This is a genomic window from Streptococcus mitis (assembly GCF_901542415.1).
In the GTDB taxonomy this organism is placed as follows: Bacteria; Bacillota; Bacilli; order Lactobacillales; family Streptococcaceae; genus Streptococcus; species Streptococcus mitis_BL.
Map to the genome: position 1 here is coordinate 1,140,664 of NZ_CABEHV010000004.1, position 25,520 is coordinate 1,166,183.

Consider the following 25,520-nt stretch of genomic DNA (forward strand, 5'->3'; position numbering starts at 1 on the left):
TCTAAGCGAACGACGGGATTCGAACCCGCGACCCCCACCTTGGCAAGGTGGTGTTCTACCACTGAACTACGTTCGCACTGTTTTCTTCTATCTAAAAATGCCGGCTACATGACTTGAACACGCGACCCTCTGATTACAAATCAGATGCTCTACCAACTGAGCTAAGCCGGCTCATTTATTATATCTTAATGCGGGTTAAGGGACTTGAACCCCCACGCCGTTAAGCGCCAGATCCTAAATCTGGTGCGTCTGCCAATTCCGCCAAACCCGCATATATGACCCGTACTGGGCTCGAACCAGTGACCCATTGATTAAAAGTCAATTGCTCTACCAACTGAGCTAACGAGTCTAAAGTAACTTTCATTACCTTAAACGGTCCCGACGGGAATCGAACCCGCGATCTTCGCCGTGACAGGGCGACGTGATAACCGCTACACTACGGGACCTATGGGAGTTAACGGGATCGAACCGCTGACCCTCTGCTTGTAAGGCAGATGCTCTCCCAGCTGAGCTAAACTCCCTAGAGCTAAGCGACTTCCATATCTCACAGGGGGCAACCCCCAACTACTTCCGGCGTTCTAGGGCTTAACTTCTGTGTTCGGCATGGGTACAGGTGTATCTCCTAGGCTATCGTCACTTAACTCTGAGTAATACCTACTCAAAATTGAATATCTATTCAAACCAAGAAAACCTCTCGCTTTCATATTCTCAGTTACTTTGGATAAGTCCTCGAGCTATTAGTATTAGTCCGCTACATGTGTCGCCACACTTCCACTTCTAACCTATCTACCTGATCATCTCTCAGGGCTCTTACTGATATAAAATCATGGGAAATCTCATCTTGAGGTGGGTTTCACACTTAGATGCTTTCAGCGTTTATCCCTTCCCTACATAGCTACCCAGCGATGCCTTTGGCAAGACAACTGGTACACCAGCGGTAAGTCCACTCTGGTCCTCTCGTACTAGGAGCAGATCCTCTCAAATTTCCTACGCCCGCGACGGATAGGGACCGAACTGTCTCACGACGTTCTGAACCCAGCTCGCGTGCCGCTTTAATGGGCGAACAGCCCAACCCTTGGGACCGACTACAGCCCCAGGATGCGACGAGCCGACATCGAGGTGCCAAACCTCCCCGTCGATGTGAACTCTTGGGGGAGATAAGCCTGTTATCCCCAGGGTAGCTTTTATCCGTTGAGCGATGGCCCTTCCATACGGAACCACCGGATCACTAAGCCCGACTTTCGTCCCTGCTCGAGTTGTAGCTCTCGCAGTCAAGCTCCCTTATACCTTTACACTCTGCGAATGATTTCCAACCATTCTGAGGGAACCTTTGGGCGCCTCCGTTACCTTTTAGGAGGCGACCGCCCCAGTCAAACTGCCCGTCAGACACTGTCTCCGATAGGGATCACCTATCCGGGTTAGAGTGGCCATAACACAAGGGTAGTATCCCAACAACGTCTCCTTCGAAACTGGCGTCCCGATCTCATAGACTCCTACCTATCCTGTACATGTGGTACAGACACTCAATATCAAACTGCAGTAAAGCTCCATGGGGTCTTTCCGTCCTGTCGCGGGTAACCTGCATCTTCACAGGTACTAAAATTTCACCGAGTCTCTCGTTGAGACAGTGCCCAAATCATTACGCCTTTCGTGCGGGTCGGAACTTACCCGACAAGGAATTTCGCTACCTTAGGACCGTTATAGTTACGGCCGCCGTTTACTGGGGCTTCAATTCATACCTTCGCTTACGCTAAGCACTCCTCTTAACCTTCCAGCACCGGGCAGGCGTCACCCCCTATACATCATCTTACGATTTAGCAGAGAGCTGTGTTTTTGATAAACAGTTGCTTGGGCCTATTCACTGCGGCTGACTTAAAGTCAGCACCCCTTCTCCCGAAGTTACGGGGTCATTTTGCCGAGTTCCTTAACGAGAGTTCTCTCGCTCACCTGAGGCTACTCGCCTCGACTACCTGTGTCGGTTTGCGGTACGGGTAGAGTATGTTTAAACGCTAGAAGCTTTTCTTGGCAGTGTGACGTCACTAACTTCGCTACTAAACTTCGCTCCCCATCACAGCTCAATGTTATAGATATAAGCATTTGACTCATATCACACCTCACTGCTTAGACAGACTCTTCCAATCGTCTGCTTTAGTTAGCCTACTGCGTCCCTCCATCACTACATACTCTAGTACAGGAATATCAACCTGTTGTCCATCGGATACACCTTTCGGTCTCTCCTTAGGTCCCGACTAACCCAGGGCGGACGAGCCTTCCCCTGGAAACCTTAGTCTTACGGTGGACAGGATTCTCACCTGTCTTTCGCTACTCATACCGGCATTCTCACTTCTATGCGTTCCAGCACTCCTCACGGTACACCTTCTTCACACATAGAACGCTCTCCTACCATACCTATAAAGGTATCCACAGCTTCGGTAAATTGTTTTAGCCCCGGTACATTTTCGGCGCAGGGTCACTCGACTAGTGAGCTATTACGCACTCTTTGAATGAATAGCTGCTTCTAAGCTAACATCCTAGTTGTCTGTGCAACCCCACATCCTTTTCCACTTAACAATTATTTTGGGACCTTAGCTGGTGGTCTGGGCTGTTTCCCTTTCGACTACGGATCTTAGCACTCGCAGTCTGACTGCCGACCATAATTCATTGGCATTCGGAGTTTATCTGAGATTGGTAATCCGGGATGGACCCCTCACCCAAACAGTGCTCTACCTCCAAGAATCTTAATGTCGACGCTAGCCCTAAAGCTATTTCGGAGAGAACCAGCTATCTCCAAGTTCGTTTGGAATTTCTCCGCTACCCACAAGTCATCCAAGCACTTTTCAACGTGCCCTGGTTCGGTCCTCCAGTGCGTCTTACCGCACCTTCAACCTGCTCATGGGTAGGTCACATGGTTTCGGGTCTACGTCATGATACTAATTCGCCCTATTCAGACTCGGTTTCCCTACGGCTCCGTCTCTTCAACTTAACCTCGCATCATAACGTAACTCGCCGGTTCATTCTACAAAAGGCACGCTCTCACCCATTAACGGGCTCGAACTTGTTGTAGGCACACGGTTTCAGGTTCTATTTCACTCCCCTCCCGGGGTGCTTTTCACCTTTCCCTCACGGTACTGGTTCACTATCGGTCACTAGGGAGTATTTAGGGTTGGGAGATGGTCCTCCCAGATTCCGACGGGATTTCGCGTGTCCCGCCGTACTCAGGATACTGCTAGGTACAAAGACTATTTTAAATACGAGGCTATTACTCTCTTTGGCTGATCTTCCCAAATCATTCTTCTATAATCTTTGAGTCCACATTGCAGTCCTACAACCCCGAAGAGTAAACTCTTCGGTTTGCCCTCCTGCCGTTTCGCTCGCCGCTACTAAGGCAATCGCTTTTGCTTTCTCTTCCTGCAGCTACTTAGATGTTTCAGTTCACTGCGTCTTCCTCCTCACATCCTTAACAGATGCGGGTAACAGGTAGTACCTGTTGGGTTCCCCCATTCGGAAATCCCTGGATCATCGCTTACTTACAGCTACCCAAGGCATATCGTCGTTTGTCACGTCCTTCTTCGGCTCCTAGTGCCAAGGCATCCACCGTGCGCCCTTATTAACTTAACCTTATTTTTTGACCTTTCAGTCATAAACTCTTATTAATACTACAGCGTTTTCGGTTTATTTTCTTGTTACTATTTGATATAGATATTCAATTTTCAATGTGCATTACTTGGTGATCTCTCACCAATGGAGCCTAGCGGGATCGAACCGCTGACCTCCTGCGTGCAAAGCAGGCGCTCTCCCAGCTGAGCTAAGGCCCCACAAGACCTCTCAAGACTAAACAAGACCAATGCGCAGTTCCTTATCCTTAGAAAGGAGGTGATCCAGCCGCACCTTCCGATACGGCTACCTTGTTACGACTTCACCCCAATCATCTATCCCACCTTAGGCGGCTGGCTCCTAAAAGGTTACCTCACCGACTTCGGGTGTTACAAACTCTCGTGGTGTGACGGGCGGTGTGTACAAGGCCCGGGAACGTATTCACCGCGGCGTGCTGATCCGCGATTACTAGCGATTCCGACTTCATGTAGGCGAGTTGCAGCCTACAATCCGAACTGAGACTGGCTTTAAGAGATTAGCTTGCCGTCACCGGCTTGCGACTCGTTGTACCAGCCATTGTAGCACGTGTGTAGCCCAGGTCATAAGGGGCATGATGATTTGACGTCATCCCCACCTTCCTCCGGTTTATTACCAGCAGTCTCGCTAGAGTGCCCAACTGAATGATGGCAACTAACAATAGGGGTTGCGCTCGTTGCGGGACTTAACCCAACATCTCACGACACGAGCTGACGACAACCATGCACCACCTGTCACCTCTGTCCCGAAGGAAAGCTCTATCTCTAGAGCGGTCAGAGGGATGTCAAGACCTGGTAAGGTTCTTCGCGTTGCTTCGAATTAAACCACATGCTCCACCGCTTGTGCGGGCCCCCGTCAATTCCTTTGAGTTTCAACCTTGCGGTCGTACTCCCCAGGCGGAGTGCTTAATGCGTTAGCTGCGGCACTAAACCCCGGAAAGGGTCTAACACCTAGCACTCATCGTTTACGGCGTGGACTACCAGGGTATCTAATCCTGTTTGCTCCCCACGCTTTCGAGCCTCAGCGTCAGTTACAAGCCAGAGAGCCGCTTTCGCCACCGGTGTTCCTCCATATATCTACGCATTTCACCGCTACACATGGAATTCCACTCTCCCCTCTTGCACTCAAGTTAAACAGTTTCCAAAGCGTACTATGGTTAAGCCACAGCCTTTAACTTCAGACTTATCTAACCGCCTGCGCTCGCTTTACGCCCAATAAATCCGGACAACGCTTGGGACCTACGTATTACCGCGGCTGCTGGCACGTAGTTAGCCGTCCCTTTCTGGTAAGATACCGTCACAGTGTGAACTTTCCACTCTCACACTCGTTCTTCTCTTACAACAGAGCTTTACGATCCGAAAACCTTCTTCACTCACGCGGCGTTGCTCGGTCAGACTTCCGTCCATTGCCGAAGATTCCCTACTGCTGCCTCCCGTAGGAGTCTGGGCCGTGTCTCAGTCCCAGTGTGGCCGATCACCCTCTCAGGTCGGCTATGTATCGTCGCCTTGGTGAGCCGTTACCCCACCAACTAGCTAATACAACGCAGGTCCATCTGGTAGTGATGCAATTGCACCTTTTAAGCAAATGTCATGCAACATCTACTCTTATGCGGTATTAGCTATCGTTTCCAATAGTTATCCCCCGCTACCAGGCAGGTTACCTACGCGTTACTCACCCGTTCGCAACTCATCCGGAGAAGCAAGCTCCTCCTTCAGCGTTCTACTTGCATGTATTAGGCACGCCGCCAGCGTTCGTCCTGAGCCAGGATCAAACTCTCATTAAAAGTTTGAGTTCTCACTCATTTCTGTCACTGACAGATTTATTGTTTTTTTCATTGTTCAGTACTACAACCTTAGTTGTAGTGCCCTGCACATTGGTTCGTCTTGTTCAGTTTTCAAAGGTCTTTGTCACTTACTTCTCTCAAGTGACAACTATATTAGTATATCACAGTCGCTTTCGCTTGTCAACACTTTTTTGAAACTTTTTTTAATTTTTTTCAATCAGTATTTCTTCTGCAATATACCATAGTCCGTACGGGATTCGAACCCGTGTTACCGCCGTGAAAAGGCGGTGTCTTAACCCCTTGACCAACGGACCAGAGTTGTTATTTTCAACTCTTACTATTATACCCACTTTTTAAACTTTGTCAACTACTTTTTTTATCTTTTTTAATTAATTTTACAACTGCTTCAGTTCGAGCGGTGTGCGGGAACATATCGACCGACTGGATATAATGGATATCATAGACTTCTACTAACCTTACCAAATCACGAGCCAAGGTCGAAACATTGCAAGAAATATAGACCATTTTTTCTGGTACATAGGTCAGAATTGTATCTAACAACTTATCATCTAGGCCTGTACGTGGTGGATCTACAATCAGAGCATTTGCGCGGTAGCCTTCCTTGTACCAGCGAGGAATAATCTCTTCTGCAGTTCCAGCTTCATAATGTGTGTTGTCAAATCCCATTCTTTTAGCATTTCGCTTGGCATCTTCAATAGCTTCTGGAATAATATCCATACCTCTAAGTGTTTTAACCTTCTTTGCGAAGGCAAATCCAATCGTTCCAACTCCACAATAAGCGTCAATCAAATGGTCTTCTTTATCAACATCCAGTGCTTTTACTGCTTCGCTATAGAGGACTTCTGTTTGTTCAGGATTTAGTTGGTAGAAAGCGCGAGGAGATAGTGAAAATTCATAATCAAGAACCCCTTCTTGAATACTCTCTTGTCCCCAGATAATCTCTGTCTTTTCACCATAAATCTCACTGGTTTTAGCTGTATTTGTATTCACAGCTACTGTCACAACCTCTGGAAAATCTTTAACTAAATCTTTTACCAGCAGGGTTAAATTAAGCTGGCGGTTTGTAACTATAATAATCTGAACCTGTCCGGTCTTTCTAGCTCGTCGAACCATTATAGTTCTAACACCTAGAGTTTTTCTCTCATCCGTGATTGGAATCTGGTGATAAGTAAGTAATTCTGCTAGACGATTAGCAATCACTTGAGTTTCCTTGTCTTGTACCAGGCAGTCTTTCAACTCTACTAAGTAATGAGAGTTTTGTGCATATAAGCCAGCCTTAACCTGATTTTTAAATTTTCGAGTCTGAAATTGTAACTTGGCACGATAGTACTTGGGTTCCTGCATTCCAATAGTTGGACGAATTTCATAGTTTTCATATCCTGCAGGAGCAAATTTTTTCAGCGCTTGATGAAGTAAGTCCGTCTTGAACTCCAGCTGTTTATCATAATGCAGGTGCATGATTTGGCAGCCTCCACATTCATTGTAAATAGTACAAGCTGGCACAACTCGAAATTTAGACTTCTTGTTGACCTTTAGTAATTTTGCTTCAACAAAGTTGCGTTTAATAGAAGTAATCTGACAATAGATGTCTTCTCCTTTTAAAGCTCCAGGTACAAAGACTAATGTTTTTTGGTAAAAACCGATTCCCTCACCATTAATTCCCATGCGCTTGATTTTTAATGGTATTTTTTGTTTCACTTTCAGATTCATACCCCTATCTTATCACATTTTGAGTTATAATAGAACTATGAAAATCACAAAACTTGAAAAGAAAAAAAGACTCTATCTGATGGAGCTTGATAATGGCGACAAATGCTATATTACTGAAGATACTATTGTTCGTTTTATGTTATCGAGAGATAAGGTGATAAGCAAAGAGGAATTGAAGGAGATTCAGGACTTTGCTCAATTTTCTTATGGTAAGAATCTAGCCCTCTACCACCTATCCTTTAAAGCTCGCACTGAAAAAGAAGTCAGAGAATATCTGAAAAAATACGATATTGATGAAGACATAGCTTCCCAAGTCATTGCTAATCTTAAAGAAGATAATTGGATTAATGATGGCCATTACGCTTATGCTATCATCAATGCTAATCAACTTTCAGGAGACAAGGGACCTTATGTACTGACTCAGAAACTAGTACAAAAGGGGATTTCAAAATCTACTATAGAGGAGACCTTGAAAGAATTTGATTTTTCGGAAGTTGCTCAACGTGTAGCTAATAAACTATTGAAAAAATATGAAGGAAAACTTCCAGCTCGTGCCTTGCAAGATAAGATTATCCAGAACTTGACCAACAAGGGATTCTCTTACTCTGATGCTAAAAGTTCCTTTGACCAGTTGGATAGTCAAGTTGACCAAGAAACGACTCAGGAACTCATCTTCAAGGAACTCGATAAGCAATATGCTAAGTATACCCGAAAATATGAAGGATACGAACTTAAACAACGTTTAACTCAAGTTTTAGCACGAAAAGGCTACGATTTTTCGGATATAGCAAGCGCTCTCAGAGAATATCTTTAATATTTTCATGTAAAATTCACAGATTTTAGGTAATTTTATGGTACAATAGTAAACGATAAACTTATAAATTGTAGAAAGTTGGTTAGTTATGAAGCTTCCAAAAGAAGGCGACTTTATTACAATTCAAAGTTATAAGCATGATGGGAGTCTCCACCGAACTTGGCGGGACACCATGGTACTAAAAACAACAGAAAACGCCATTATTGGTGTCAACGATCATACACTGGTTACCGAAAGTGATGGTCGTCGTTGGGTTACTCGAGAACCGGCTATTGTTTACTTTCACAAGAAATATTGGTTTAATATCATTGCCATGATTCGCGATAATGGAATTTCCTACTATTGCAATATGGCTAGCCCCTACTATCTGGATGAAGAAGCACTGAAGTATATTGATTACGATTTGGATGTTAAAATTTTTACAGATGGGGAAAAACGTCTCTTGGATGTTGAGGAGTACGAGCGTCACAAACGCAAAATGAATTATTCTGATGACTTGGACTATATTTTAAAAGAACATGTCAAAATTCTTGTTGATTGGATTAACAATGGACGAGGTCCTTTCTCAGAAGCCTATGTAAACATTTGGTACAAGCGCTATGTAGAACTAAAGAATCGGTAAAGTTGTCAAACTAGGGTGAAAGCCCTAGTTTTTTTATTTGAGAAACCCAGCTTTTCAGCTGGGTTGGTCTCTATATATCTAATTTCGTAACAGTAAATTTGATGTGGGAATAGTCTTTTTCAACATCCTTATCCAGCAAGAATGCTGTAGCGTCCTTCTTAACTTGAACCAGGTCAATATTCTGAGCTTGGGCTGCATAGACACAACCACAATAACATTGACGGTAGATGTCATACTCTTCACACATCTCTACTGAACGTTTATAGCCTTGATTTTTCTTGAAATCACTTGGAAGATAGTGGGTTGTATAAATTTTTTGCACATCGATTCCGATGCTATTAATAGTTTGAGAATTCTTATGAGGACTGATGGTCAAAGCTGAGCCAAAGTAGTCAAATCCCAAGTCCATAGCCACTTGCGCTGTTTTATCCAGTCTATAGTCAAAGCAAACCTTGCAACGGTCGCCACCTTCTGGCTCCTCCTCTAGTCCCCTAACTAATTTTCGGTATTCATTGGGTTCGTAGGGAGCTTCTAGGTACTGAACCGTATTTCCTGTCCGCTCATTAAAATCACTAACAAATTTCTTGGTGACGTAAGCCCGCTTATGGTATTCTGCCTTGGGATGGATATTAGAATTGGCAAAATAAATGGTCACGTCTGCATACTTGGTCAAATATTCTAGAGTATAGGTACTGCAAGGGGCACAGCAAACATGCATGAGAATGGTTGGCCGTTGCTCATTTTTCTCCCATACTTGTACCATCTTCTGCATGACACGGTCATAATTAATCTTCTGATTGGGATTCATCTTGCTCAGAATTTCTTCTACATCGATCATGTTCTTCTCCTTTTTCTAGTCTTATTTTATCATATAAGTTAGGAGAGCTCAAATCAATTTAGAAGTGAATATCATAAAAAGGAGGAATAGCCATTCCCTCCTTTTGTGTTTTTTATAAGTTGTTTTCTATAGAAAGCTTACATCATCCCACCCATCATACTTGGATCCATTGCTGGAGCTGGGGCTGCTGGTTCTGGTTTATTGGCTACGACTGCTTCCGTAGTCAAAATCAAGCTGGCTACAGATGCTGCATTTTGTAGAGCTGAACGGCTCACTTTAACTGGGTCGATGATTCCCTCTTCAATCATGTTGACCCATTCGCCAGTTGCTGCGTTGAAACCTGTACCAAGCTCGGCATTTTTCAAACGATCGATAACGATAGAGCCTTCAAATCCTGCATTGTGGGCGATTTGACGAACAGGTTCTTCCAAGGCACGGAGAACAATATTGCGGCCTGTTGCTTCGTCTCCTGTCAATTCCAAATCAGCCACGGCTGGGATAACATTTACAAGGGCTGTTCCACCACCTGCAACGATTCCTTCTTCAACAGCTGCACGAGTAGCGTTGAGGGCATCTTCAATGCGGAGTTTCATTTCTTTCAACTCAGTTTCAGTTGCGGCTCCAACCTTAATAACCGCTACACCACCTGACAATTTTGCCAAGCGTTCTTGCAATTTTTCACGATCAAATTCAGAAGTTGTGGTTTCAATTTGAGACTTGATAACTGCAACACGGTGAGAAATCGCTTCAGGATTTCCAGCACCTTCTACGATAACCGTGCTATCTTTGTCCACAGTTACTCTCGCTGCTTGACCAAGAGCTTCAATTGTCGCATCTTTCAACTCAAGACCTAGGTCTTCTGTGATAACTGTTCCGCCTGTCAAGATGGCGATATCTTCAAGCATGGCTTTGCGGCGGTCACCAAAACCAGGTGCCTTGACCGCTACCACGTTGAAGGTTCCACGAATCTTGTTCAAAACAAGAGTTGGAAGAGCTTCACCATCTACATCATCCGCAATAATCAATAGTGGACGATTGCTTTGGAGAATACTTTCTAGGAGTGGCAAGATTTCTTGGATATTAGAAATTTTCTTGTCTGTAATCAAAATGTACGGATTTTCAAGGTCAGCCACCATTTTTTCGCTATCTGTCACCATGTACTGTGAAAGGTAACCGCGGTCAAACTGCATTCCTTCCACAACTTCCAGTTCTGTTTCCATACCACGTGACTCTTCGATAGTGATGACACCATCTTTGCCAACTTTTTCCATGGCTTCAGAGATGTACTCACCGACTTTTTCAGAACGAGAAGACACGGCAGCAACTTGAGCAATGGCTTCTTTATTGGCAACAGGGATGGCGTTGTTTTTCAAGGCTTCTACTGCTGCTGCAACTGCTGTTTCAATCCCACGACGAATGCCGATTGGATTGGCACCCGCTGTGACGTTTTTGATTCCTTCACGGACGATTGCTTGGGTCAAGACAGTTGCAGTTGTCGTTCCGTCACCTGCAATATCATTGGTTTTTGAAGCTACTTCTGATACCAATTTGGCACCCATATTTTCAAAATGATCTTCTAATTCAATTTCTTTGGCAATGGTCACACCATCATTGGTAATCAAAGGTGAGCCAAATGATTTTTCAAGAACGACATTACGACCTTTTGGTCCCAAGGTTACTTTAACAGTGTCTGCAAGGATATCGACACCACGGACCATAGCTGAACGAGCATCTGATGAAAATTTAATTTCTTTTGACATACTTACTTTCTCCTTCTATTTTTCAATGATAGCCAAGATGTTAGCTTCGCCTACGATGATGTACTTTTCATCGCCATCTTTGACATCAAGACCTGCGTGAGCTTCAACCAAGACACGGTCTCCAGCTTTAACACTTGGAGCAACCAAGTCACCGTTCAAGGTACGAACACCTTGTCCAGTAGCCACAACTTGAGCTGTTTTGGTTTTTTCTTGGGCTGAACCTGCGAGGACAAAACCTCCAACAGTTTGTTCTTTTTCTTCTACTTTTAAGACCACACGGTCCCCTAATGGTTTCAACATCTGATTTCCTCCATAATGAGATAGATATCATTAGCACTCTTTACACTTGAGTGCTAATTCATAGTTCTATTGTATCACTTGGTCAGAAATAGTCAAGAAAAAAGTCTGACTTTCTCAAGATAAAAAGCCTGAGACCAACTCAGACTTTTTAATGCTTAAAATGGTAGTTCTTCCTCTTCCAAAACCAAGTCCGCTAAGTCTTGGCCTGCGTTATTTTCACGCATGGCACGTTGAGCACGACTTTCCAAGAGTTGGAATCCTGTCACAAGGACTTCAGTCACATAGTTCATCTGACCATTTTTCTCAAAACGACGAGTACGTAATTCTCCATCCACTGAAATGAGACTTCCTTTGGTTGCGTAGCTTGCCAAGCTTTCTGCTAGTCTACCCCATAAAACCATATTAACAAAATCAGCTTCACGTTCACCATTTTGGTCTTTATAACGACGGTTGACTGCAATAGTCGCTCGCGCTACTGACTTGTCATTGTTGGTTTTGTGCAATTCTGGTGTAGACGTCAAGCGCCCGATTAAGATAACTTTATTATACATATTTTCTTCCTCCTACTTATCTATTCGTAGGAAATCAAAAAAAGTTACAGAAATTTGTAACTTTTCGAGGAAATTTTTTAGTTTTTATGAACCATGAAACCTGTCGCCTGTTGATTGGCCATAATGGTCATATCTGTAATCTGAACACGACGAGGTTGACTGGTCACATAGACTACTGTGTCTGCAATATCCTGAGCTTGCAAGGCTTCGATTCCTTGGTAAACGGTCGCAGCACGCTCTTTGTCACCATGAAAACGTACGGTTGAGAAATCTGTTTCGACAATTCCAGGTTGAATGGTTGTCAACTTGATATCCGTTGCGATGGTATCGATTCGCAATCCATCTGAAAAGGTCTTAACTGCAGCCTTGGTAGCTGAATAGACAGCTGCACCCGCATAGGCATAGATTCCTGCGGTTGAGCCCATATTGATGATATGTCCTTGATTGGCTTTTACCATTGCTGGCAAGAAACAGCGAGTGACTGCCATCAAACCTTTGACATTGGTATCCAACATGGTCAGCATATCCAACTCTTCATAGTTTTGATATGGAGCCAAGCCAAGAGCCAAACCTGCGTTATTGACTAGGATGTCAATCTGACCTATCGTTTCTAGAATATCAGAGCAGACAGTCTTCACCATAGTCATATCCGTGACATCTAGTGTAAAGGTCCAGACGGTTTGATTTGGAAAGACTTCTGCAAACTCCGACTTAAGAGCTTCTAGTCTATCTGTCCGTCGTCCTGTTAGAACGACATTCTCACCCTGCTCCAGATAAGCACGCGCAATTGCTTCACCAATACCTGATGTCGCTCCTGTAATCACAACATTTTTTGCCATCTTATTTCCTTCTAGCTGGTCTATCAGATACTAACAACTTCTTAGGCAGTCCAGTGCTTAGCTGGATCAAATGGAGTTCCGACAACTTGGTCTTCTGATAATTCAATAATACCACGTTTTTGCGGAGCATTTGGCAAATGCAATTCACGAGGGCTACACATCATGCCAAAACTCTTTTCGCCACGAAGCTCACCTGGGAAAATAAGATTGCCTTTGGGCATCATAGCTCCAGGAAGAGCCACAATGGTTTTCAACCCGACACGCGCATTAGGAGCCCCTGCAACAATTTGCACTGTCTTGTCACTTGCGACTGCAACTTGGCAGATGTTGAGGTGGTCACTATCTGGATGGGCTACCATCTCAACAATTTCACCAACAACAAACTTAGGTTCCTTGTCATTGACAATTTCTTCTGCAAAACCTTCCGTTTGTAATTCTTGGTTCAAACGAGCGACTTGCTCATCTGTCAAAAAGACTTGACCGCGCTCTGCAATTTCAAACAAACTTGAAACTTCGAAAATATTCCACGCCACTGTTTCCCCAGTTTCTTTGAGGAAAACACGGGCTACTTTGCCTTTGCGCTCCACATCCAGTTTGGCATCTCCGCTATTTTTCGCGATGACCATAAGGACATCACCGACATGTTCTTTGTTATATGTAAAAATCATTGTTTCCTTTTTCTCCTACTTCAGTCCTGCTAAAAAGTCGTTAATTTGTTGCTTGCTTTTACGGTCGCGATTGACAAAACGACCGATTTCCTTGTCTTTTTCTAGAACAACAAGGCTAGGAATTCCGTAAACATCCCAGAGTTTGGCTAGATCCATATACTGATCTCGATCCACTCGAATAAAGGTAAACTCTGGATTACTCTCCTCAATTTCTGGTAAGGCAGGATAGATATAACGGCAATCGCCACACCAGTCTGCCACAAAAAGGAAGACTTTCTTGCCATCTTTTTCTACTAAAGATGCTAATTCTTCTAAACTTGCTGGTTGTATCATAAGACTTCCTCCTCATAGACCAGGTCTTCATTTTCATAGACAAAGGTATAATGACGGCCATCCTCAAAAATGACGCCACCAACCAAGCTCTCCAGACTGCTTTCATAAACTTGAACATAGAGGGTCGCAATTTCTCCCATGTCTGAAAAATGGTCTCGCACAATCGCTGTCAACTCTTCCTGAGTCTTCATGAGCTTGCGGTCATCTGCAACTTTTTTCGTAGCAAGGGCAAGGCTTCCAATACCAAGCAGAGCCAAGCCTGCCATCCACATTTTTTTAGCTTTCATACCATTCATTTTAACACAAAAAAGGCTTCAGGACAAATGAGGAAGCAGCAGAAAAGCAAGTAAAAATCCTCTTCCTTAAAGGAAAAGGACTTCTTATACTCAATGAAAATCAAAGAGCAAACTAGGAAGCTAGCCGCAGGTTGCTCAAAGCACTGTTTTGAGGTTGTAGATGAAGCTGACTTGGTTTGAAGAGATTTTCGAAGAGTATTATTCTTATTGCCAGGCACCTGAGTTGCCAACGTAGTAACCATCAGGCGTGTAGGTATTGCGAAGCATCTTACCTGATGAAGACAGATAATACCACTTACCATTGTCTTTGACCCAATCATTCGCAATCATGGCACCAGAAGAACTTACATAATACCATTCTCCCTTGTCATAAACCCAAGTGCTTGCTTTCATGGCTCCTGAAGTTGATAAATAGTACCACTTGCCTTGATCGTAAAGCCAGTCACTCGCAATCATGGCTCCTGATGATTTAAAGGCATACCAGTTGCTACCTTGATAAAGCCAAGTTTGATTGAACATGACTCCTTTATCATTCATAAAGTACCAAGTTCCCTTGTCATAAACCCAATCCTTCTGCACTAGTTGACCTTGTTGTTGGTAGTACCAGTTTTGGTTTGATTTTAGCCAACTTTCTGCTTTTACAATCGGATAAAGTTCTTTGAAAGATCCTCCATCATCATATTTATGACTGATAGTTTTTAGTTTTTCAAGCTTCAATTCACCATTATCATAATCTGCCCAAGCAAAGACTTTTTGACCATTGACAGTCTCTGGTAAGGTAGCAGTGTAAGTCTTGGTTTGATAATCCCATTTAGCATCTAGGTAAGTGTATTGATTATTTGATTCTTCAATACGATAGTAACCTCTCTTTCCACTATCATTATGAATATCATCCACAACTTTCGTTGACCAGGTCTTTACTTCGTTTCCGCTCTTAGCCTCGACCTTGATATCTCCTCTATAGCCATATGGAACATAGAAATTCAGGTAACGCCCTTCTTCCCCGATCATAGACTTGTCCTTTTCTTGACCTAGGAAATTGACAGTCTGATCTTGACCATCGAGACTAACCGTCCACTCGATTTTCTCAGTTTTTGGCAAATCCAAGACCTTGATATCCACTTCATGACCATTGTTAAACCGAAGAATCTTGCCATCTTGATACTGTACTCCACACTTAACAACCCATTCTTCTTTAAGCTCAAATGCCTGCCCTGAATGTGGAAAAGCCAGTAAAGCTAGACCAGCTAGAGACAAACCAAATAATGTGATTTTTTTCATCGTAGATCCTCCTTAGGATTTTTTATGTTAATTATATCACTATGTTTTTAAATTGCAAATATTATCCTAAATATGCAAGCAAAAAACCTCTGAGATTGTTCTCAAAGGTTATAATCTAGCTAATTGCTGTTCTCAACTGCTGCAGTGACAAAAGCAGTGTAGAGTTCTTCTGGGCGATTTGGACGGCTTGAAAGTTCAGGATGATACTGACAAGCCACAAAGAATTTATTTTCAGGAATTTCCACAATTTCGACCAAACGATTATCTGGAGAAACTCCTGAGAAGACAAAGCCTGCTGTCTCAAACTGCTCACGGAAGGCATTGTTAAACTCATAACGGTGACGGTGACGGCGTTGCACCACTTCTTGATTGTGATAAGCGGCAGCGGCCTTAGAGCCACGTTTCAACTTAGATGGATAAAGTCCCAAGCGAAGGGTTCCCCCCATATCCTCAACGTCAATCTGATCACGCATGATATCAATGATAGGGTATTTTGTTTCTGGTGCAAGCTCTGCAGAATTGGCACCTTCAAGACCTAAAACGTGACGAGCAAACTCGATACATGTCAACTGCATTCCCAAGCAAACTCCCAACATTGGAACATCATTTTCACGCGCATAGCGAATGGCTTGAATTTTCCCTTCAGTACCACGTTGGCCAAAACCACCTGGTACGATGATTCCGTCTGCATCAGACAAAAGCTCTGCCACATTCTCTGCTGTCACATCATTGGCATTGATCCAATTAATCTTAACTTCTGCGTCGTTGGCATAACCAGAGTGTTTCAAGGCTTCAACCACAGAAATGTAGGCATCTTGCAACTCAACATACTTACCGACAAGGGAAATCTTGACTTGTTTCTTGAGGTTCATGACCTTGTCCACCATTGCTGACCATTCTGTCATATCTGCTACTGGTGCGTCTAATTTCAAATGATCACAGACAATTTGATCCATACCTTGAGCCTGCAAATTCAGTGGAATTTGGTAAAGGTGTTCAACATCCAATGATTCGATAACAGCTTCTGGGGCCACATCACAGAACTGGGCTAGTTTGTTTTTAATTCCTTGACCAGCTGGCTCTTCTGTACGAATAACCAACATATTTGGTTGAATTCCCAATCCACGCAATTCTTTTACAGAGTGTTGAGTTGGTTTGGTTTTCATTTCACCAGCGGCCTTGAGGTAAGGAAGCAAGGTTGTATGAATGTACATGACATTATCCGCACCCACATCTGCCTTCATCTGACGAAGGGCCTCTAAGAATGGCAAGGACTCGATATCTCCTACTGTTCCACCAACCTCTGTAATAATGACATCAGAGTCGGTCGTTAGAGCGGCACGCTTGATTTTTTCTTTCAAAGCATCTGTGATATGAGGAATAACCTGAACAGTTGCCCCAAGGTATTCTCCACGGCGTTCCTTACGAAGAACTTCACTGTAGATTTTACCAGTTGTCACGTTGGAATATTTGTTAAGATTGATATCGATGAAACGTTCATAGTGACCCAAGTCCAAATCAGTCTCAGCTCCGTCATCTGTCACAAAAACTTCCCCGTGCTGGTAAGGGCTCATAGTTCCCGGATCGATATTGATATAAGGGTCAAATTTTTGAATGGTTACTTTGAGACCACGATTTTTCAAGAGACGGCCCAGACTTGCTGCGACAATCCCTTTCCCAATAGACGATACCACACCACCAGTTACAAAAATATATTTCGTAGACATAGATTCCTCTTTCTAAAATGCTCAAGGTCTTGCTGACTACGAGGGGACATAGAAAACAAGACCCTACTAATAAGAATAATCTGGGACGACTGCACCAGATTCACAACTAAAATACAAGAAGATAACTTCTTGAAAAAACAAAAATAGCTCCCTAAGAACTAGGGAGCCCCGACCTCCAAAAGAGGTGCCCGAACAATATGATACCTAAAAATAGGATAATTGTCAATAGCTAATTTCTATTCCTCGATGTTTTCAGAATCATCGTCTGAAAACTCATCATCTTCTTCGTTGAGATCCACGTCTTCTCCCAAGTCATCTGGGGCGATTTCGTTGATTTCTGCATCATAAGCTTCCACTTCATTTTTCTCATCATCTGGATTTTCATCATCGTATGAAAGAGCCGGATCTGCTTCGTATGCATCTTCGTCTTCTGGATCATCTGCATTGTAGTCAATGGCATCTGAATCACCATCCATGAAGGCATTGACACGTTTTTTCTTAGCTTTTGGTGCTACTTCATCGTCGTCATTTTCTTCAAGAGCGATGATTTCTTCATCGATTTCGTCCACACCATACCATGAACGAAGACCCCATTTGTTGTCTCCAAGTGAGATGAAGCTACCGTCAAAGTTCAGCTCCGTGTAGAACAAAGGCAAAGCTTCGCGGATATCGCTGTTTGATGTTCCAAGGTAGTTTTGAATTTCGTTTACAAGATCGCTAAAATGCATCTCATGGTCGCGACCACGAAGTTCCAAGATAGCACGTGCTACCTCAATCATAGATAGCTCACTTTTTTCTTGCCCAGCAAATACTTCTAGTTCCAAAGCGTTTCTCCTCATTTTTACTAGTATCGTCAGAGCGAACAGACTCTGACCTCATTTTATCATGTACTCTTTATTGTACGATAATTTTGCGAAATAGTCAAAGGTTAAGGGGGAGAAAGTGATAGGACTTTTTATTTCTTTGCTACCCAGCCGATGGTGTCGCTATGTGGGTTGGTACGGGCACGAATTGACTGAGCTTACTGTGTAGTAAGCTGATTTCTAAAAAAAATTATTGTTCCAATAGACTTTCCTGTATATCGATAAGTTTATCTGCATCAAATTCACTATACTTAAATATCGATGCGATAATAATCTGATTATATCTAAAATCTGTATTCAAAATATTAAACATGTCCTCAATATTCTTTTGATCAACCTCTCTCCCGCTAGGAGAATCAAGCACTATTGGGAGGGTAATCCCTAAGTATTTTTGAATTTCCGTTATATATGCCATTTTATAGCAAAATACTAATTTATGTAACACCGTTCCACTTAGGGATTTCAAATCTGAGGTAAATACAAAATTTTTATCTATATTCAAATATTCTTCAACACCTAACTTTGTAGCAAATTTTAAAATGTTATCAAAAAGATTTTGATTAGTATCATCACGTAAAGAAATTTTTATATAATTTTCAAGTTCTTTCTTTCGTTTCTTTAACCTTCGAATTTCATCCTCAATAATTTCTCTGGGTGCCACTATAAGTTGTAAACGTTGCTCAAATAATTTAATAGGATTCTCAACTCTGACAAGGTATTGAGAATTTTCAATTTCTTGTTTGAGTTCAATTTCTCTTTTGGATAATTTATCAATTTCTTGATTTAAATGAAATATTCGTAAATCAATTATTTTTTGTATATCATCAAAACCTAAAATGTTATCTCTACTTAGTTCAACTATTGCCCCTGTCGAGCATCGCACACTCAACCCCAGGCTCTCGATATATGAAAGATAGCCTTCATTTTTTGTAGCAAGTTCTTTCAAAGTTGATAATTTTTTTAATAACTCATTTTTATTACTCCTAACAATCAAAATGTCTTTTTCTATATCTGAGCTCTTATTGCTTTGGAAATTACTTTGTTCCATTAGGTTAAAATTCTCACTCTGAAATAATACAATCTTTTGTAGCTCTTTAAGTCGCTTTAATTCAGATGTTATTTTTTCTACTTCTATTTTTAAATTAGCTATATCTTTTTCTGATATGCCCTCTATTAAAGTTTCAACCTTAAATTTTATTCCTCCAATGACTGTCCCTCTATTTAGTAATGTCCACCCCTTATCTTGATCTAAATATATACACCCCAGAAGACTTTCTAGAACATTAATATTATTAGTTTCAAATACTTTACCCAAAATATAATATAAATCTCTTGGCAATTCTAAGTTTTCTGTGACACCTTCTATTTCAAGCGAAATATTATTATCTCTGCGACTTAAAATAATCTCTTTTTCAGTTTCAAGGACTAGTTTAGTTTGTAATTTTGAAAATCTAATTTTTTTCGTAGACGGTATTGGATATCCCATTGCATAAAATAATAAGCGTAACAATGTTGATTTTCCCACGCTATTGATATCACTATGAATTTCTGTTTTTTCACCAAACTCAAATAGTTTTGATTCATATCCATTAATAACCTTTAATAACTTAAATTTCATATACTTAACCCCTTTTTGACACTATTTATGTCTGAATATGAAGATAGGATTTGAAACAATATCACTTTTGTTAAATCATCTAAAAAATCGTTAGGTATTACATCTTCCAAACTTAAAATGTCATCCCTATATTTACTGTAGTATTCATTGATGAAACTAATCTCGGTATCTCTTCTTGTAGTACAACTAATAGAAAACCTATTGTATTCAGATATTACTGATGTAATAAGCTCAAAATCTAATGACTTCTTAAAAATTAACTCTGAAAAATCCGTCTTTAAACGTTCTTCACTAATTTGAGGAATATCAAAAATTTCATATACAGTATTCTCCTCAATATTAATACTGTAAAGAATAATCAACCAACCAAATTCTTGTATAGTTAAATCAACTCTTTTAGAAGCATTATTTTTAAATTCATTTTGTAAATAAGCAAAAATTCTATTTGCCTTGTAACCTTTCAGTCCAATACCATTTAAACAATTGATTACTTTCTCTTTAATAAATCGATAACGAGTCTCATCATCATCTTCAGAAAATTCAACTTTTAAAATAAAAAGTTTCTCTTTTAATTTATTTTTATCAAATATAACTTCAGATTTATCAATAATAGAATCGATTTTCTTTCGATGGCCATCAGGGAGATTCTTATATCTTCTCTTGACTCTATTACCTTCGAATAAATTATTTTTTTTATTTGCCCTTATAGGTATTTCAATATTGTTTCCATAAATCACTTCACTATATTCCTCATTAACTTTACTTACAGCATTAATTAAAGAATTAATTGCATTAGTCAAATGTTGAGTAGTTGTAGATTTTGAATGAGGATTTTCTTGTGATTTGGCTTGTATATAAATTGGCTCTTTATTGCGAAAGTAAATTTCAATATCCTCTGTGCTACCCTCTACCTTAAACTTTTCAACTTGTCTAAGATCTTGGTCCATCACCAAATATAATGCTAGATTGTATTGAAAATCCCATCCAAATGCAGAAGCTGTGGCATTTGTATCCTTATTCCTATCAGTCATTAAAAATCGTCCCTCTAAAATATTCTTAATCATTATTATACCAAAAAACACGGTTTTAAACCGCGTTTTAATAGATTAATATTATTTTTTCAAAGCATTGATAATGTTTCTCGTAAGTTTTTTACCAGCACCTTGATTTCTGGGATGAGTCCGTAGATATGCGTGAACTTTAGTACCAGTATCGGAACGAGTATAGCCATTTGTATTGACAATTTTATTTTGTAATATTTTCTTTAAAATTCCCATTTTACTTACCCTAAAAATTTCAAATTAGTTTCTTCATCTCATCAATACGTGCGACGGTCGCGTCATATTTAGCTTGGTAGTCGGCTTGTTTGTCGCGTTCTTTTTGGACGACTTCTGGTTTGGCATTAGCTACGAAGCGTTCGTTAGAAAGTTTCTTGCCGACCATATCCAGTTCTTTTTGCCATTTAGCGAGTTCCTTGTCGAGACGAGCCAGTTCTTCTTCGACATTGAGGAGGTCTGCCAGTGGCAGGTAGATTTCTGCTCCTGTGATGACACTTGACATAGCAAGTTCAGGCGCAGGAATATTTGACGCGATCTCCAAGTGTTCTGGATTTGTGAAGCGTTTGATGTAGTTGACATTGCTGTTAAAGAAGGCCTCCAAGTCGCTATCGCTTGTCTTAACAAGGATGGTGATAGGCTTGCTTGGAGCAACGTTTACTTCCGCACGCGCATTACGAACGGCACGGATCAAGTCTTTAAGACTTTCCACACCAGTGTGAGCCACAAGGTCTTCAAAGACTGGGTTGACAGTTGGGTATTCTGCTGTAACGATAGAGCCTTCTGAGATTTGTCCAAAGATTTCCTCTGTCACAAATGGCATGATTGGGTGAAGGAGACGAAGAATCTTGTCCAAAGTATAAAGGAGAACAGAGCGTGTGATGACTTTCTCTTCTTCATTATCGCTGTAAAGGACTTCCTTAGTCAACTCAACGTACCAGTCCGCAAACTCATCCCAGATGAAATTGTAGAGGATATGTCCAGCGACACCAAACTCAAACTTATCAAAGTTGGCAGTTGCTTTTCCGATAGTTTCATTGAGGTTGTGGAGAATCCAGCGGTCTGTAACGTTGCCAGCTTCCTTGTTAACAACTTTTTCGACATTGGCAGTTGCTTGCTCAAGGGTCAATCCTTCATTGTTCATGAGGATGTAGCGAGAGATGTTCCAGATCTTGTTGATGAAGTTCCACGAAGCATCCATTTTTTCGTAAGAGAAGCGCACGTCTTGTCCTGGTGCAGAACCGTTTGAAAGGAACCAACGAAGGGCATCAGCACCGTATTTCTCGATGACGTCCATCGGGTCAATCCCGTTCCCGAGAGATTTAGACATCTTGCGTCCTTGCTCATCACGAATAAGACCGTGGATAAGCACGTTTTGGAATGGCTGACGGCCAGTGAATTCCAAGGATTGGAAGATCATACGAGATACCCAGAAGAAGATGATGTCGTAACCTGTAACCAAGGTTGAAGTTGGGAAGTAACGTTTGAAGTCTTCTGAGTCGACATCAGGCCAGCCCATGGTTGAGAACGGCCAAAGTGCTGAACTGAACCAAGTATCCAAGACGTCTTCGTCCTGAGTCCATCCGTCACCTTCTGGAGCTTCTTCACCGACGTACATTTCACCCTCAGCATTGTACCAAGCAGGGATTTGGTGACCCCACCAAAGTTGACGAGAGATAACCCAGTCGTGAACATTTTCCATCCACTGGAGGAAGGTATCGTTGAAACGAGGTGGGTAGAATTCGACCTTGTCATCTGTGTCTTGGTTGGCAATAGCATTTTTGGCCAATTGGTCCATCTTAACAAACCATTGAGTAGACAAGCGTGGCTCCACCACAACACCTGTACGCTCTGAGTGACCAACACTGTGGACACGTTTTTCGATTTTGACGAGGCCACCGATTTCTTCCAACTTGGCAACGACTGCCTTACGAGCTTCAAAACGGTCCATACCTGCAAATTCGAAGGCAAGCTCATTCATAGTACCGTCGTCGTTCATGACGTTGACTTGTGGCAAGTTGTGGCGTTGACCAACCAAGAAGTCGTTTGGATCGTGGGCAGGTGTGATTTTCACGACACCAGTACCAAACTCTGGATCGGCATGTTCGTCTCCAACGATTGGGATTAGTTTGTTAGCGATTGGAAGGATAACGTTTTTTCCAATCAAGTCCTTGTAGCGTGGGTCTTCTGGATTGACCGCAACGGCAACGTCCCCAAACATAGTCTCAGGACGAGTTGTGGCAACTTCAAGGACGCGAGAACCGTCTTCTAGCATGTAGTTCATGTGATAGAAGGCACCTTCTACGTCCTTGTGGATAACTTCGATATCAGAAAGGGCTGTGCGAGCAGCTGGGTCCCAGTTGATGATAAACTCACCACGGTAGATCCAACCTTTCTTGTAAAGGTCCACAAAGACCTTACGAACAGCTTTTGACAAACCTTCATCAAGAGTGAAACGCTCGCGAGAGTAGTCTACAGAGAGCCCCATCTTGCCCCATTGTTCCTTGATGGTAGTGGCATATTCGTCTTTCCATTCCCAGACCTTGTCGAGGAATTTTTCACGACCGAGGTCATAGCGGCTGATGCCCTCACCACGCAAGCGCTCCTCAACTTTAGCTTGAGTGGCAATCCCAGCGTGGTCCATCCCTGGAAGCCAAAGTGTATCAAAACCTTGCATACGTTTTTGACGGATGATGATATCTTGCAAAGTCGTATCCCAAGCGTGACCAAGGTGAAGTTTACCAGTTACGTTTGGTGGCGGAATGACGATTGAATAAGGCTTAGCCTTTTGATCGCCTGAAGGCTTGAAAACATCCGCATCAAGCCATTTTTGGTAACGACCAGCCTCAACTTCGGCTGGATTGTATTTAGGTGAAAGTTCTTTAGACATGTGTTTGTCCTTTCTCTATTGTATTCATTTTATTTTGAATTTGCTTAGCAGCTTCTTCTGCAGACAAATTCGTATTATTTATTTTAAAGTAGTGGTGCAACTCATTCGGTTGATGTTGGGAATTTAATTGAAGGGTTTCAGCTGTCTCTAAAATTTCTCTTTCAGATACCTCAATATGTCGTTTTAAGGGTTTGTGCTTTAATCGATTCTCCGTTCGATTTCGACGTAAGCGCTCTTCAAGGCTTGTTTCCAATTCAACAAAAAGAATCTCTTGATGATAATCATCCAACAAATTCTGAATTTGCTTCAAATACATCAGCTGGTACTGATTTGAAAAATCAATCACGTCTGTTAAAATCACATATCGCTGATTTCTAGCGCTAGCTCCAAGGAAAGAAAAGGTAATTCCACGAACAAATTCCCACATTTCCTCTGTAAAGCCCTGATAGATTTCCAGTGCAAAATCGATGGCTTGATGGTTATAAAAGAGGGTAGCATCTGTCAGTCGAGATAACTCTTGACCAATCGTCATTTTTCCTGAGGCCGGAGCACCAATGATGAAAAGATGCATCAAATCACCTCCCACTCACTTCTCAGCAAACCATATATCAGACTGTCACAGCGGTTTCCTTGAACATCCTTTCTGTCTCTTATTCGAGCTTCGAGGGTAAATCCAAGCTTCTCTGAGACTCGTTGACTTTGGACATTGTATCCAAAACAAGTCAGTTCAATCTTGTGAAGATCCAAATCTTTAAAGGCTAAGTCAATCAAGGCAAGCGCTGCTTCTGGTACATAGCCTCGACCCCAATAGTCTGGATGCAAGGTATAGCCAAGCTCTAGCACATCATCCGCATAGCGGTGGTTGAAGTCAACCGAACCAATGACTTTATCTGTTCCTTTGACGACAAGCCCATAGCCAGCTGGGAGATTTTCCTTTTGATTGCGTTCTGGAAGAATATGCTCTAGATAGTAAACCTCATCTTCCAAGGTCTTGACTGGAGGAAAGCCTGCTGGATAGGCGACCTCTGGGAGACTAGCGTAGGTATACATATCCTCAGCATCTGCGACTGTCCGGACTCGTAAAACGAGACGTTCTGTTTCCAAGCGTTCTGGTAATTCAGCTCTTGACATCCTTCTTCCTCGCTTTCTTGATAAAGCTTCCCATGGGATTGACTCGGTCATCTAGATAACGATAAACGCGCTGATGGCCGTCCCCCATAAAGTAAGTCGGTGAAAAACGGTCATTTTTAAAATGCCCTTTCTCATCCAAGAGATCTGTATCAGCAAGTCGCTCGATAATCTTAGCAAAGATATGACAGATTCCATCTTCCTCGATAATCCGATCTACCTGACAGTCCAATACGACTGGACAGGCCTCTAAAATCGGTGCCTGAGTCCGTTTAGAAATCTCGTAGTCTAGCCCCAGGTGTTTCAATTTCTCTCGATGACTGATAAAACCAGCCTGCTCCATCTCGAGCATGACATTTTCATCAGGAATATTCACAGTAAACTTCTGGTAATGCTTGATTTGCTCAGCCGCATTTTCCTCAGCTCCGACACCGATGACTAGCCAATTTCCCAAGCTATAAGAGGAGCTACAGGTCGTAATATTGTGTCCAAAATTCTGATCCTGATACCCCAAAATGAAGATAGGAAAACCATAATAGAGCTTACTTGTGTTAAAAGATTGCTTCATAACAACCTCCTTTTACTAAGACGCAAAAGAAAATCCCTGCCATCTACATGACAGGGACGAATGTATTTATCCGCGGTACCACCCAAATTCGGGCAGCGCCCGCAACTTTAATCTTCCTGTTTCTCCTTTATGACGTCGTTAGCTCGCTTTGGCGTACTTGAGTACAGCCTGCAACTCGTTGCCTAGTCCTAGACGGAAACAAAAAGACACTTTTATTTCATTTTT

General features: G+C 42.2%; 20 protein-coding genes, 8 tRNA genes and 3 rRNA genes. 2 read left to right on the forward strand and 29 right to left on the reverse strand.

Annotated elements, in window-relative coordinates:
- Positions 1-4: 4 nt before the first annotated feature.
- The 12 genes from FQT24_RS05865 to rlmD all read right to left on the reverse strand — a co-directional run bounded on the left by FQT24_RS05865 (position 5) and on the right by rlmD (position 7,144).
- Positions 5-76: transfer RNA gene (locus FQT24_RS05865), tRNA-Gly, on the reverse strand.
- 22 nt (positions 77-98) lie between these two features.
- Positions 99-171 (reverse strand) — tRNA-Thr (locus tag FQT24_RS05870).
- Positions 172-189: 18 nt separating this feature from the next.
- Positions 190-271, reverse strand: a tRNA-Leu gene (locus FQT24_RS05875).
- A 5-nt stretch (positions 272-276) separates the two neighbouring features.
- Positions 277-349: transfer RNA gene (locus FQT24_RS05880), tRNA-Lys, on the reverse strand.
- 24 nt (positions 350-373) lie between these two features.
- A tRNA-Asp gene (locus tag FQT24_RS05885) sits at positions 374-446 on the reverse strand.
- A gap of 2 nt (positions 447-448) precedes the next feature.
- Positions 449-521: transfer RNA gene (locus tag FQT24_RS05890), tRNA-Val, on the reverse strand.
- A gap of 4 nt (positions 522-525) precedes the next feature.
- A 5S ribosomal RNA gene (gene rrf / locus FQT24_RS05895) occupies positions 526-641 on the reverse strand.
- A gap of 76 nt (positions 642-717) precedes the next feature.
- Positions 718-3,618 (reverse strand): 23S ribosomal RNA (locus tag FQT24_RS05900).
- A 124-nt stretch (positions 3,619-3,742) separates the two neighbouring features.
- Positions 3,743-3,815: transfer RNA gene (locus tag FQT24_RS05905), tRNA-Ala, on the reverse strand.
- Positions 3,816-3,866: 51 nt separating this feature from the next.
- Positions 3,867-5,413 (reverse strand): 16S ribosomal RNA (locus tag FQT24_RS05910).
- The 16S, 23S and 5S rRNA genes sit together here with 8 tRNA genes alongside, the layout of an rRNA operon.
- Before the next feature lie 242 nt (positions 5,414-5,655).
- Positions 5,656-5,727, reverse strand: a tRNA-Glu gene (locus FQT24_RS05920).
- 49 nt (positions 5,728-5,776) lie between these two features.
- A complete protein-coding gene (gene rlmD / locus FQT24_RS05925) occupies positions 5,777-7,144 on the reverse strand; it encodes a 23S rRNA (uracil(1939)-C(5))-methyltransferase RlmD (RefSeq protein WP_143952461.1) in 1,368 nt (455 codons plus the stop codon).
- A 37-nt stretch (positions 7,145-7,181) separates the two neighbouring features.
- Between rlmD and recX the strand changes: the two genes are divergently transcribed.
- Positions 7,182-7,958: a recombination regulator RecX gene (recX, locus tag FQT24_RS05930; RefSeq protein ID WP_143952462.1), complete on the forward strand. Its 777-nt coding sequence runs from the start codon at positions 7,182-7,184 to the stop codon at positions 7,956-7,958.
- A gap of 88 nt (positions 7,959-8,046) precedes the next feature.
- Complete coding sequence (ntdP, locus tag FQT24_RS05935) at positions 8,047-8,580, forward strand: nucleoside tri-diphosphate phosphatase (RefSeq protein ID WP_000775316.1); 534 nt, start codon at positions 8,047-8,049, stop codon at positions 8,578-8,580.
- A 70-nt stretch (positions 8,581-8,650) separates the two neighbouring features.
- Here ntdP and FQT24_RS05940 read toward each other — a convergent pair whose 3' ends face one another.
- The 17 genes from FQT24_RS05940 to FQT24_RS06025 all read right to left on the reverse strand — a co-directional run bounded on the left by FQT24_RS05940 (position 8,651) and on the right by FQT24_RS06025 (position 25,295).
- Positions 8,651-9,418 carry an epoxyqueuosine reductase QueH gene (locus tag FQT24_RS05940; RefSeq protein ID WP_000567567.1) on the reverse strand — a complete coding sequence of 256 codons (768 nt, stop codon included), beginning with the start codon at positions 9,416-9,418 and terminating at the stop codon, positions 8,651-8,653.
- Between the two features lie 137 nt (positions 9,419-9,555).
- Positions 9,556-11,178 (reverse strand): chaperonin GroEL, encoded by a 1,623-nt coding sequence (groL, locus tag FQT24_RS05945; RefSeq protein WP_143952463.1) that lies wholly within the window; start codon positions 11,176-11,178, stop codon positions 9,556-9,558.
- A 15-nt stretch (positions 11,179-11,193) separates the two neighbouring features.
- A complete protein-coding gene (gene groES, locus FQT24_RS05950; RefSeq protein WP_000917337.1) occupies positions 11,194-11,478 on the reverse strand; it encodes a co-chaperone GroES in 285 nt (94 codons plus the stop codon).
- Between the two features lie 155 nt (positions 11,479-11,633).
- Positions 11,634-12,029, reverse strand: a complete 396-nt coding sequence (locus tag FQT24_RS05955) for a single-stranded DNA-binding protein (protein ID WP_000282439.1) — start codon at positions 12,027-12,029, stop codon at positions 11,634-11,636.
- 77 nt (positions 12,030-12,106) lie between these two features.
- Positions 12,107-12,868 carry an SDR family NAD(P)-dependent oxidoreductase gene (locus FQT24_RS05960; RefSeq protein ID WP_143952464.1) on the reverse strand — a complete coding sequence of 254 codons (762 nt, stop codon included), beginning with the start codon at positions 12,866-12,868 and terminating at the stop codon, positions 12,107-12,109.
- 41 nt (positions 12,869-12,909) lie between these two features.
- Positions 12,910-13,536, reverse strand: coding sequence for a YtpR family tRNA-binding protein (gene ytpR / locus FQT24_RS05965; protein ID WP_143952465.1), 627 nt, complete (start codon positions 13,534-13,536; stop codon positions 12,910-12,912).
- Between the two features lie 15 nt (positions 13,537-13,551).
- The gene (locus FQT24_RS05970; RefSeq protein WP_049499813.1) at positions 13,552-13,869 is read right to left on the reverse strand and encodes a thioredoxin family protein; all 318 of its coding nucleotides are present in this window, start codon (positions 13,867-13,869) and stop codon (positions 13,552-13,554) included.
- Complete coding sequence (locus FQT24_RS05975; protein ID WP_001013971.1) at positions 13,866-14,165, reverse strand: DUF4651 domain-containing protein; 300 nt, start codon at positions 14,163-14,165, stop codon at positions 13,866-13,868. The genes FQT24_RS05970 and FQT24_RS05975 overlap by 4 nt, the downstream gene beginning before the upstream one ends.
- A gap of 204 nt (positions 14,166-14,369) precedes the next feature.
- Positions 14,370-15,446: an N-acetylmuramoyl-L-alanine amidase family protein gene (locus FQT24_RS05985; RefSeq protein ID WP_185952551.1), complete on the reverse strand. Its 1,077-nt coding sequence runs from the start codon at positions 15,444-15,446 to the stop codon at positions 14,370-14,372.
- 119 nt (positions 15,447-15,565) lie between these two features.
- Positions 15,566-17,173: a CTP synthase gene (locus tag FQT24_RS05990; protein ID WP_143952466.1), complete on the reverse strand. Its 1,608-nt coding sequence runs from the start codon at positions 17,171-17,173 to the stop codon at positions 15,566-15,568.
- Between the two features lie 236 nt (positions 17,174-17,409).
- On the reverse strand, positions 17,410-17,997 hold the full coding sequence (gene rpoE / locus FQT24_RS05995; protein ID WP_031227756.1) for a DNA-directed RNA polymerase subunit delta: 588 nt from the start codon (positions 17,995-17,997) through the stop codon (positions 17,410-17,412).
- A 229-nt stretch (positions 17,998-18,226) separates the two neighbouring features.
- Positions 18,227-19,654 (reverse strand): hypothetical protein, encoded by a 1,428-nt coding sequence (locus FQT24_RS06000; protein WP_143952467.1) that lies wholly within the window; start codon positions 19,652-19,654, stop codon positions 18,227-18,229.
- On the reverse strand, positions 19,651-20,718 hold the full coding sequence (locus FQT24_RS06005) for a hypothetical protein (protein ID WP_143952468.1): 1,068 nt from the start codon (positions 20,716-20,718) through the stop codon (positions 19,651-19,653). The genes FQT24_RS06000 and FQT24_RS06005 overlap by 4 nt, the downstream gene beginning before the upstream one ends.
- A gap of 232 nt (positions 20,719-20,950) precedes the next feature.
- Positions 20,951-23,599 carry a valine--tRNA ligase gene (locus tag FQT24_RS06010; RefSeq protein WP_143952469.1) on the reverse strand — a complete coding sequence of 883 codons (2,649 nt, stop codon included), beginning with the start codon at positions 23,597-23,599 and terminating at the stop codon, positions 20,951-20,953.
- On the reverse strand, positions 23,592-24,170 hold the full coding sequence (locus FQT24_RS06015; protein ID WP_143952470.1) for an AAA family ATPase: 579 nt from the start codon (positions 24,168-24,170) through the stop codon (positions 23,592-23,594). The genes FQT24_RS06010 and FQT24_RS06015 overlap by 8 nt, the downstream gene beginning before the upstream one ends.
- Positions 24,170-24,730, reverse strand: coding sequence for a GNAT family N-acetyltransferase (locus FQT24_RS06020; RefSeq protein ID WP_143952471.1), 561 nt, complete (start codon positions 24,728-24,730; stop codon positions 24,170-24,172). Before FQT24_RS06020 ends, FQT24_RS06015 begins: the two co-directional genes overlap by 1 nt.
- Complete coding sequence (locus FQT24_RS06025) at positions 24,717-25,295, reverse strand: flavin reductase family protein (RefSeq protein ID WP_143952472.1); 579 nt, start codon at positions 25,293-25,295, stop codon at positions 24,717-24,719. The genes FQT24_RS06020 and FQT24_RS06025 overlap by 14 nt, the downstream gene beginning before the upstream one ends.
- Positions 25,296-25,520 lie beyond the last annotated feature (225 nt).

Coding starts and splice junctions, on each gene's coding strand:
- rlmD (WP_143952461.1), bottom strand. CDS start 7,144: ATGAATCTGAAAGTGAAACAAAAAATACCATTAAAAATCAAGCGCATG.
- recX (WP_143952462.1), top strand. CDS start 7,182: ATGAAAATCACAAAACTTGAAAAGAAAAAAAGACTCTATCTGATGGAG.
- ntdP (WP_000775316.1), top strand. CDS start 8,047: ATGAAGCTTCCAAAAGAAGGCGACTTTATTACAATTCAAAGTTATAAG.
- FQT24_RS05940 (WP_000567567.1), bottom strand. CDS start 9,418: ATGATCGATGTAGAAGAAATTCTGAGCAAGATGAATCCCAATCAGAAG.
- groL (WP_143952463.1), bottom strand. CDS start 11,178: ATGTCAAAAGAAATTAAATTTTCATCAGATGCTCGTTCAGCTATGGTC.
- groES (WP_000917337.1), bottom strand. CDS start 11,478: ATGTTGAAACCATTAGGGGACCGTGTGGTCTTAAAAGTAGAAGAAAAA.
- FQT24_RS05955 (WP_000282439.1), bottom strand. CDS start 12,029: ATGTATAATAAAGTTATCTTAATCGGGCGCTTGACGTCTACACCAGAA.
- FQT24_RS05960 (WP_143952464.1), bottom strand. CDS start 12,868: ATGGCAAAAAATGTTGTGATTACAGGAGCGACATCAGGTATTGGTGAA.
- ytpR (WP_143952465.1), bottom strand. CDS start 13,536: ATGATTTTTACATATAACAAAGAACATGTCGGTGATGTCCTTATGGTC.
- FQT24_RS05970 (WP_049499813.1), bottom strand. CDS start 13,869: ATGATACAACCAGCAAGTTTAGAAGAATTAGCATCTTTAGTAGAAAAA.
- FQT24_RS05975 (WP_001013971.1), bottom strand. CDS start 14,165: ATGAATGGTATGAAAGCTAAAAAAATGTGGATGGCAGGCTTGGCTCTG.
- FQT24_RS05985 (WP_185952551.1), bottom strand. CDS start 15,446: ATGAAAAAAATCACATTATTTGGTTTGTCTCTAGCTGGTCTAGCTTTA.
- FQT24_RS05990 (WP_143952466.1), bottom strand. CDS start 17,173: ATGTCTACGAAATATATTTTTGTAACTGGTGGTGTGGTATCGTCTATT.
- FQT24_RS06000 (WP_143952467.1), bottom strand. CDS start 19,654: ATGAAATTTAAGTTATTAAAGGTTATTAATGGATATGAATCAAAACTA.
- FQT24_RS06005 (WP_143952468.1), bottom strand. CDS start 20,718: ATGATTAAGAATATTTTAGAGGGACGATTTTTAATGACTGATAGGAAT.
- FQT24_RS06010 (WP_143952469.1), bottom strand. CDS start 23,599: ATGTCTAAAGAACTTTCACCTAAATACAATCCAGCCGAAGTTGAGGCT.
- FQT24_RS06015 (WP_143952470.1), bottom strand. CDS start 24,170: ATGCATCTTTTCATCATTGGTGCTCCGGCCTCAGGAAAAATGACGATT.
- FQT24_RS06020 (WP_143952471.1), bottom strand. CDS start 24,730: ATGTCAAGAGCTGAATTACCAGAACGCTTGGAAACAGAACGTCTCGTT.
- FQT24_RS06025 (WP_143952472.1), bottom strand. CDS start 25,295: ATGAAGCAATCTTTTAACACAAGTAAGCTCTATTATGGTTTTCCTATC.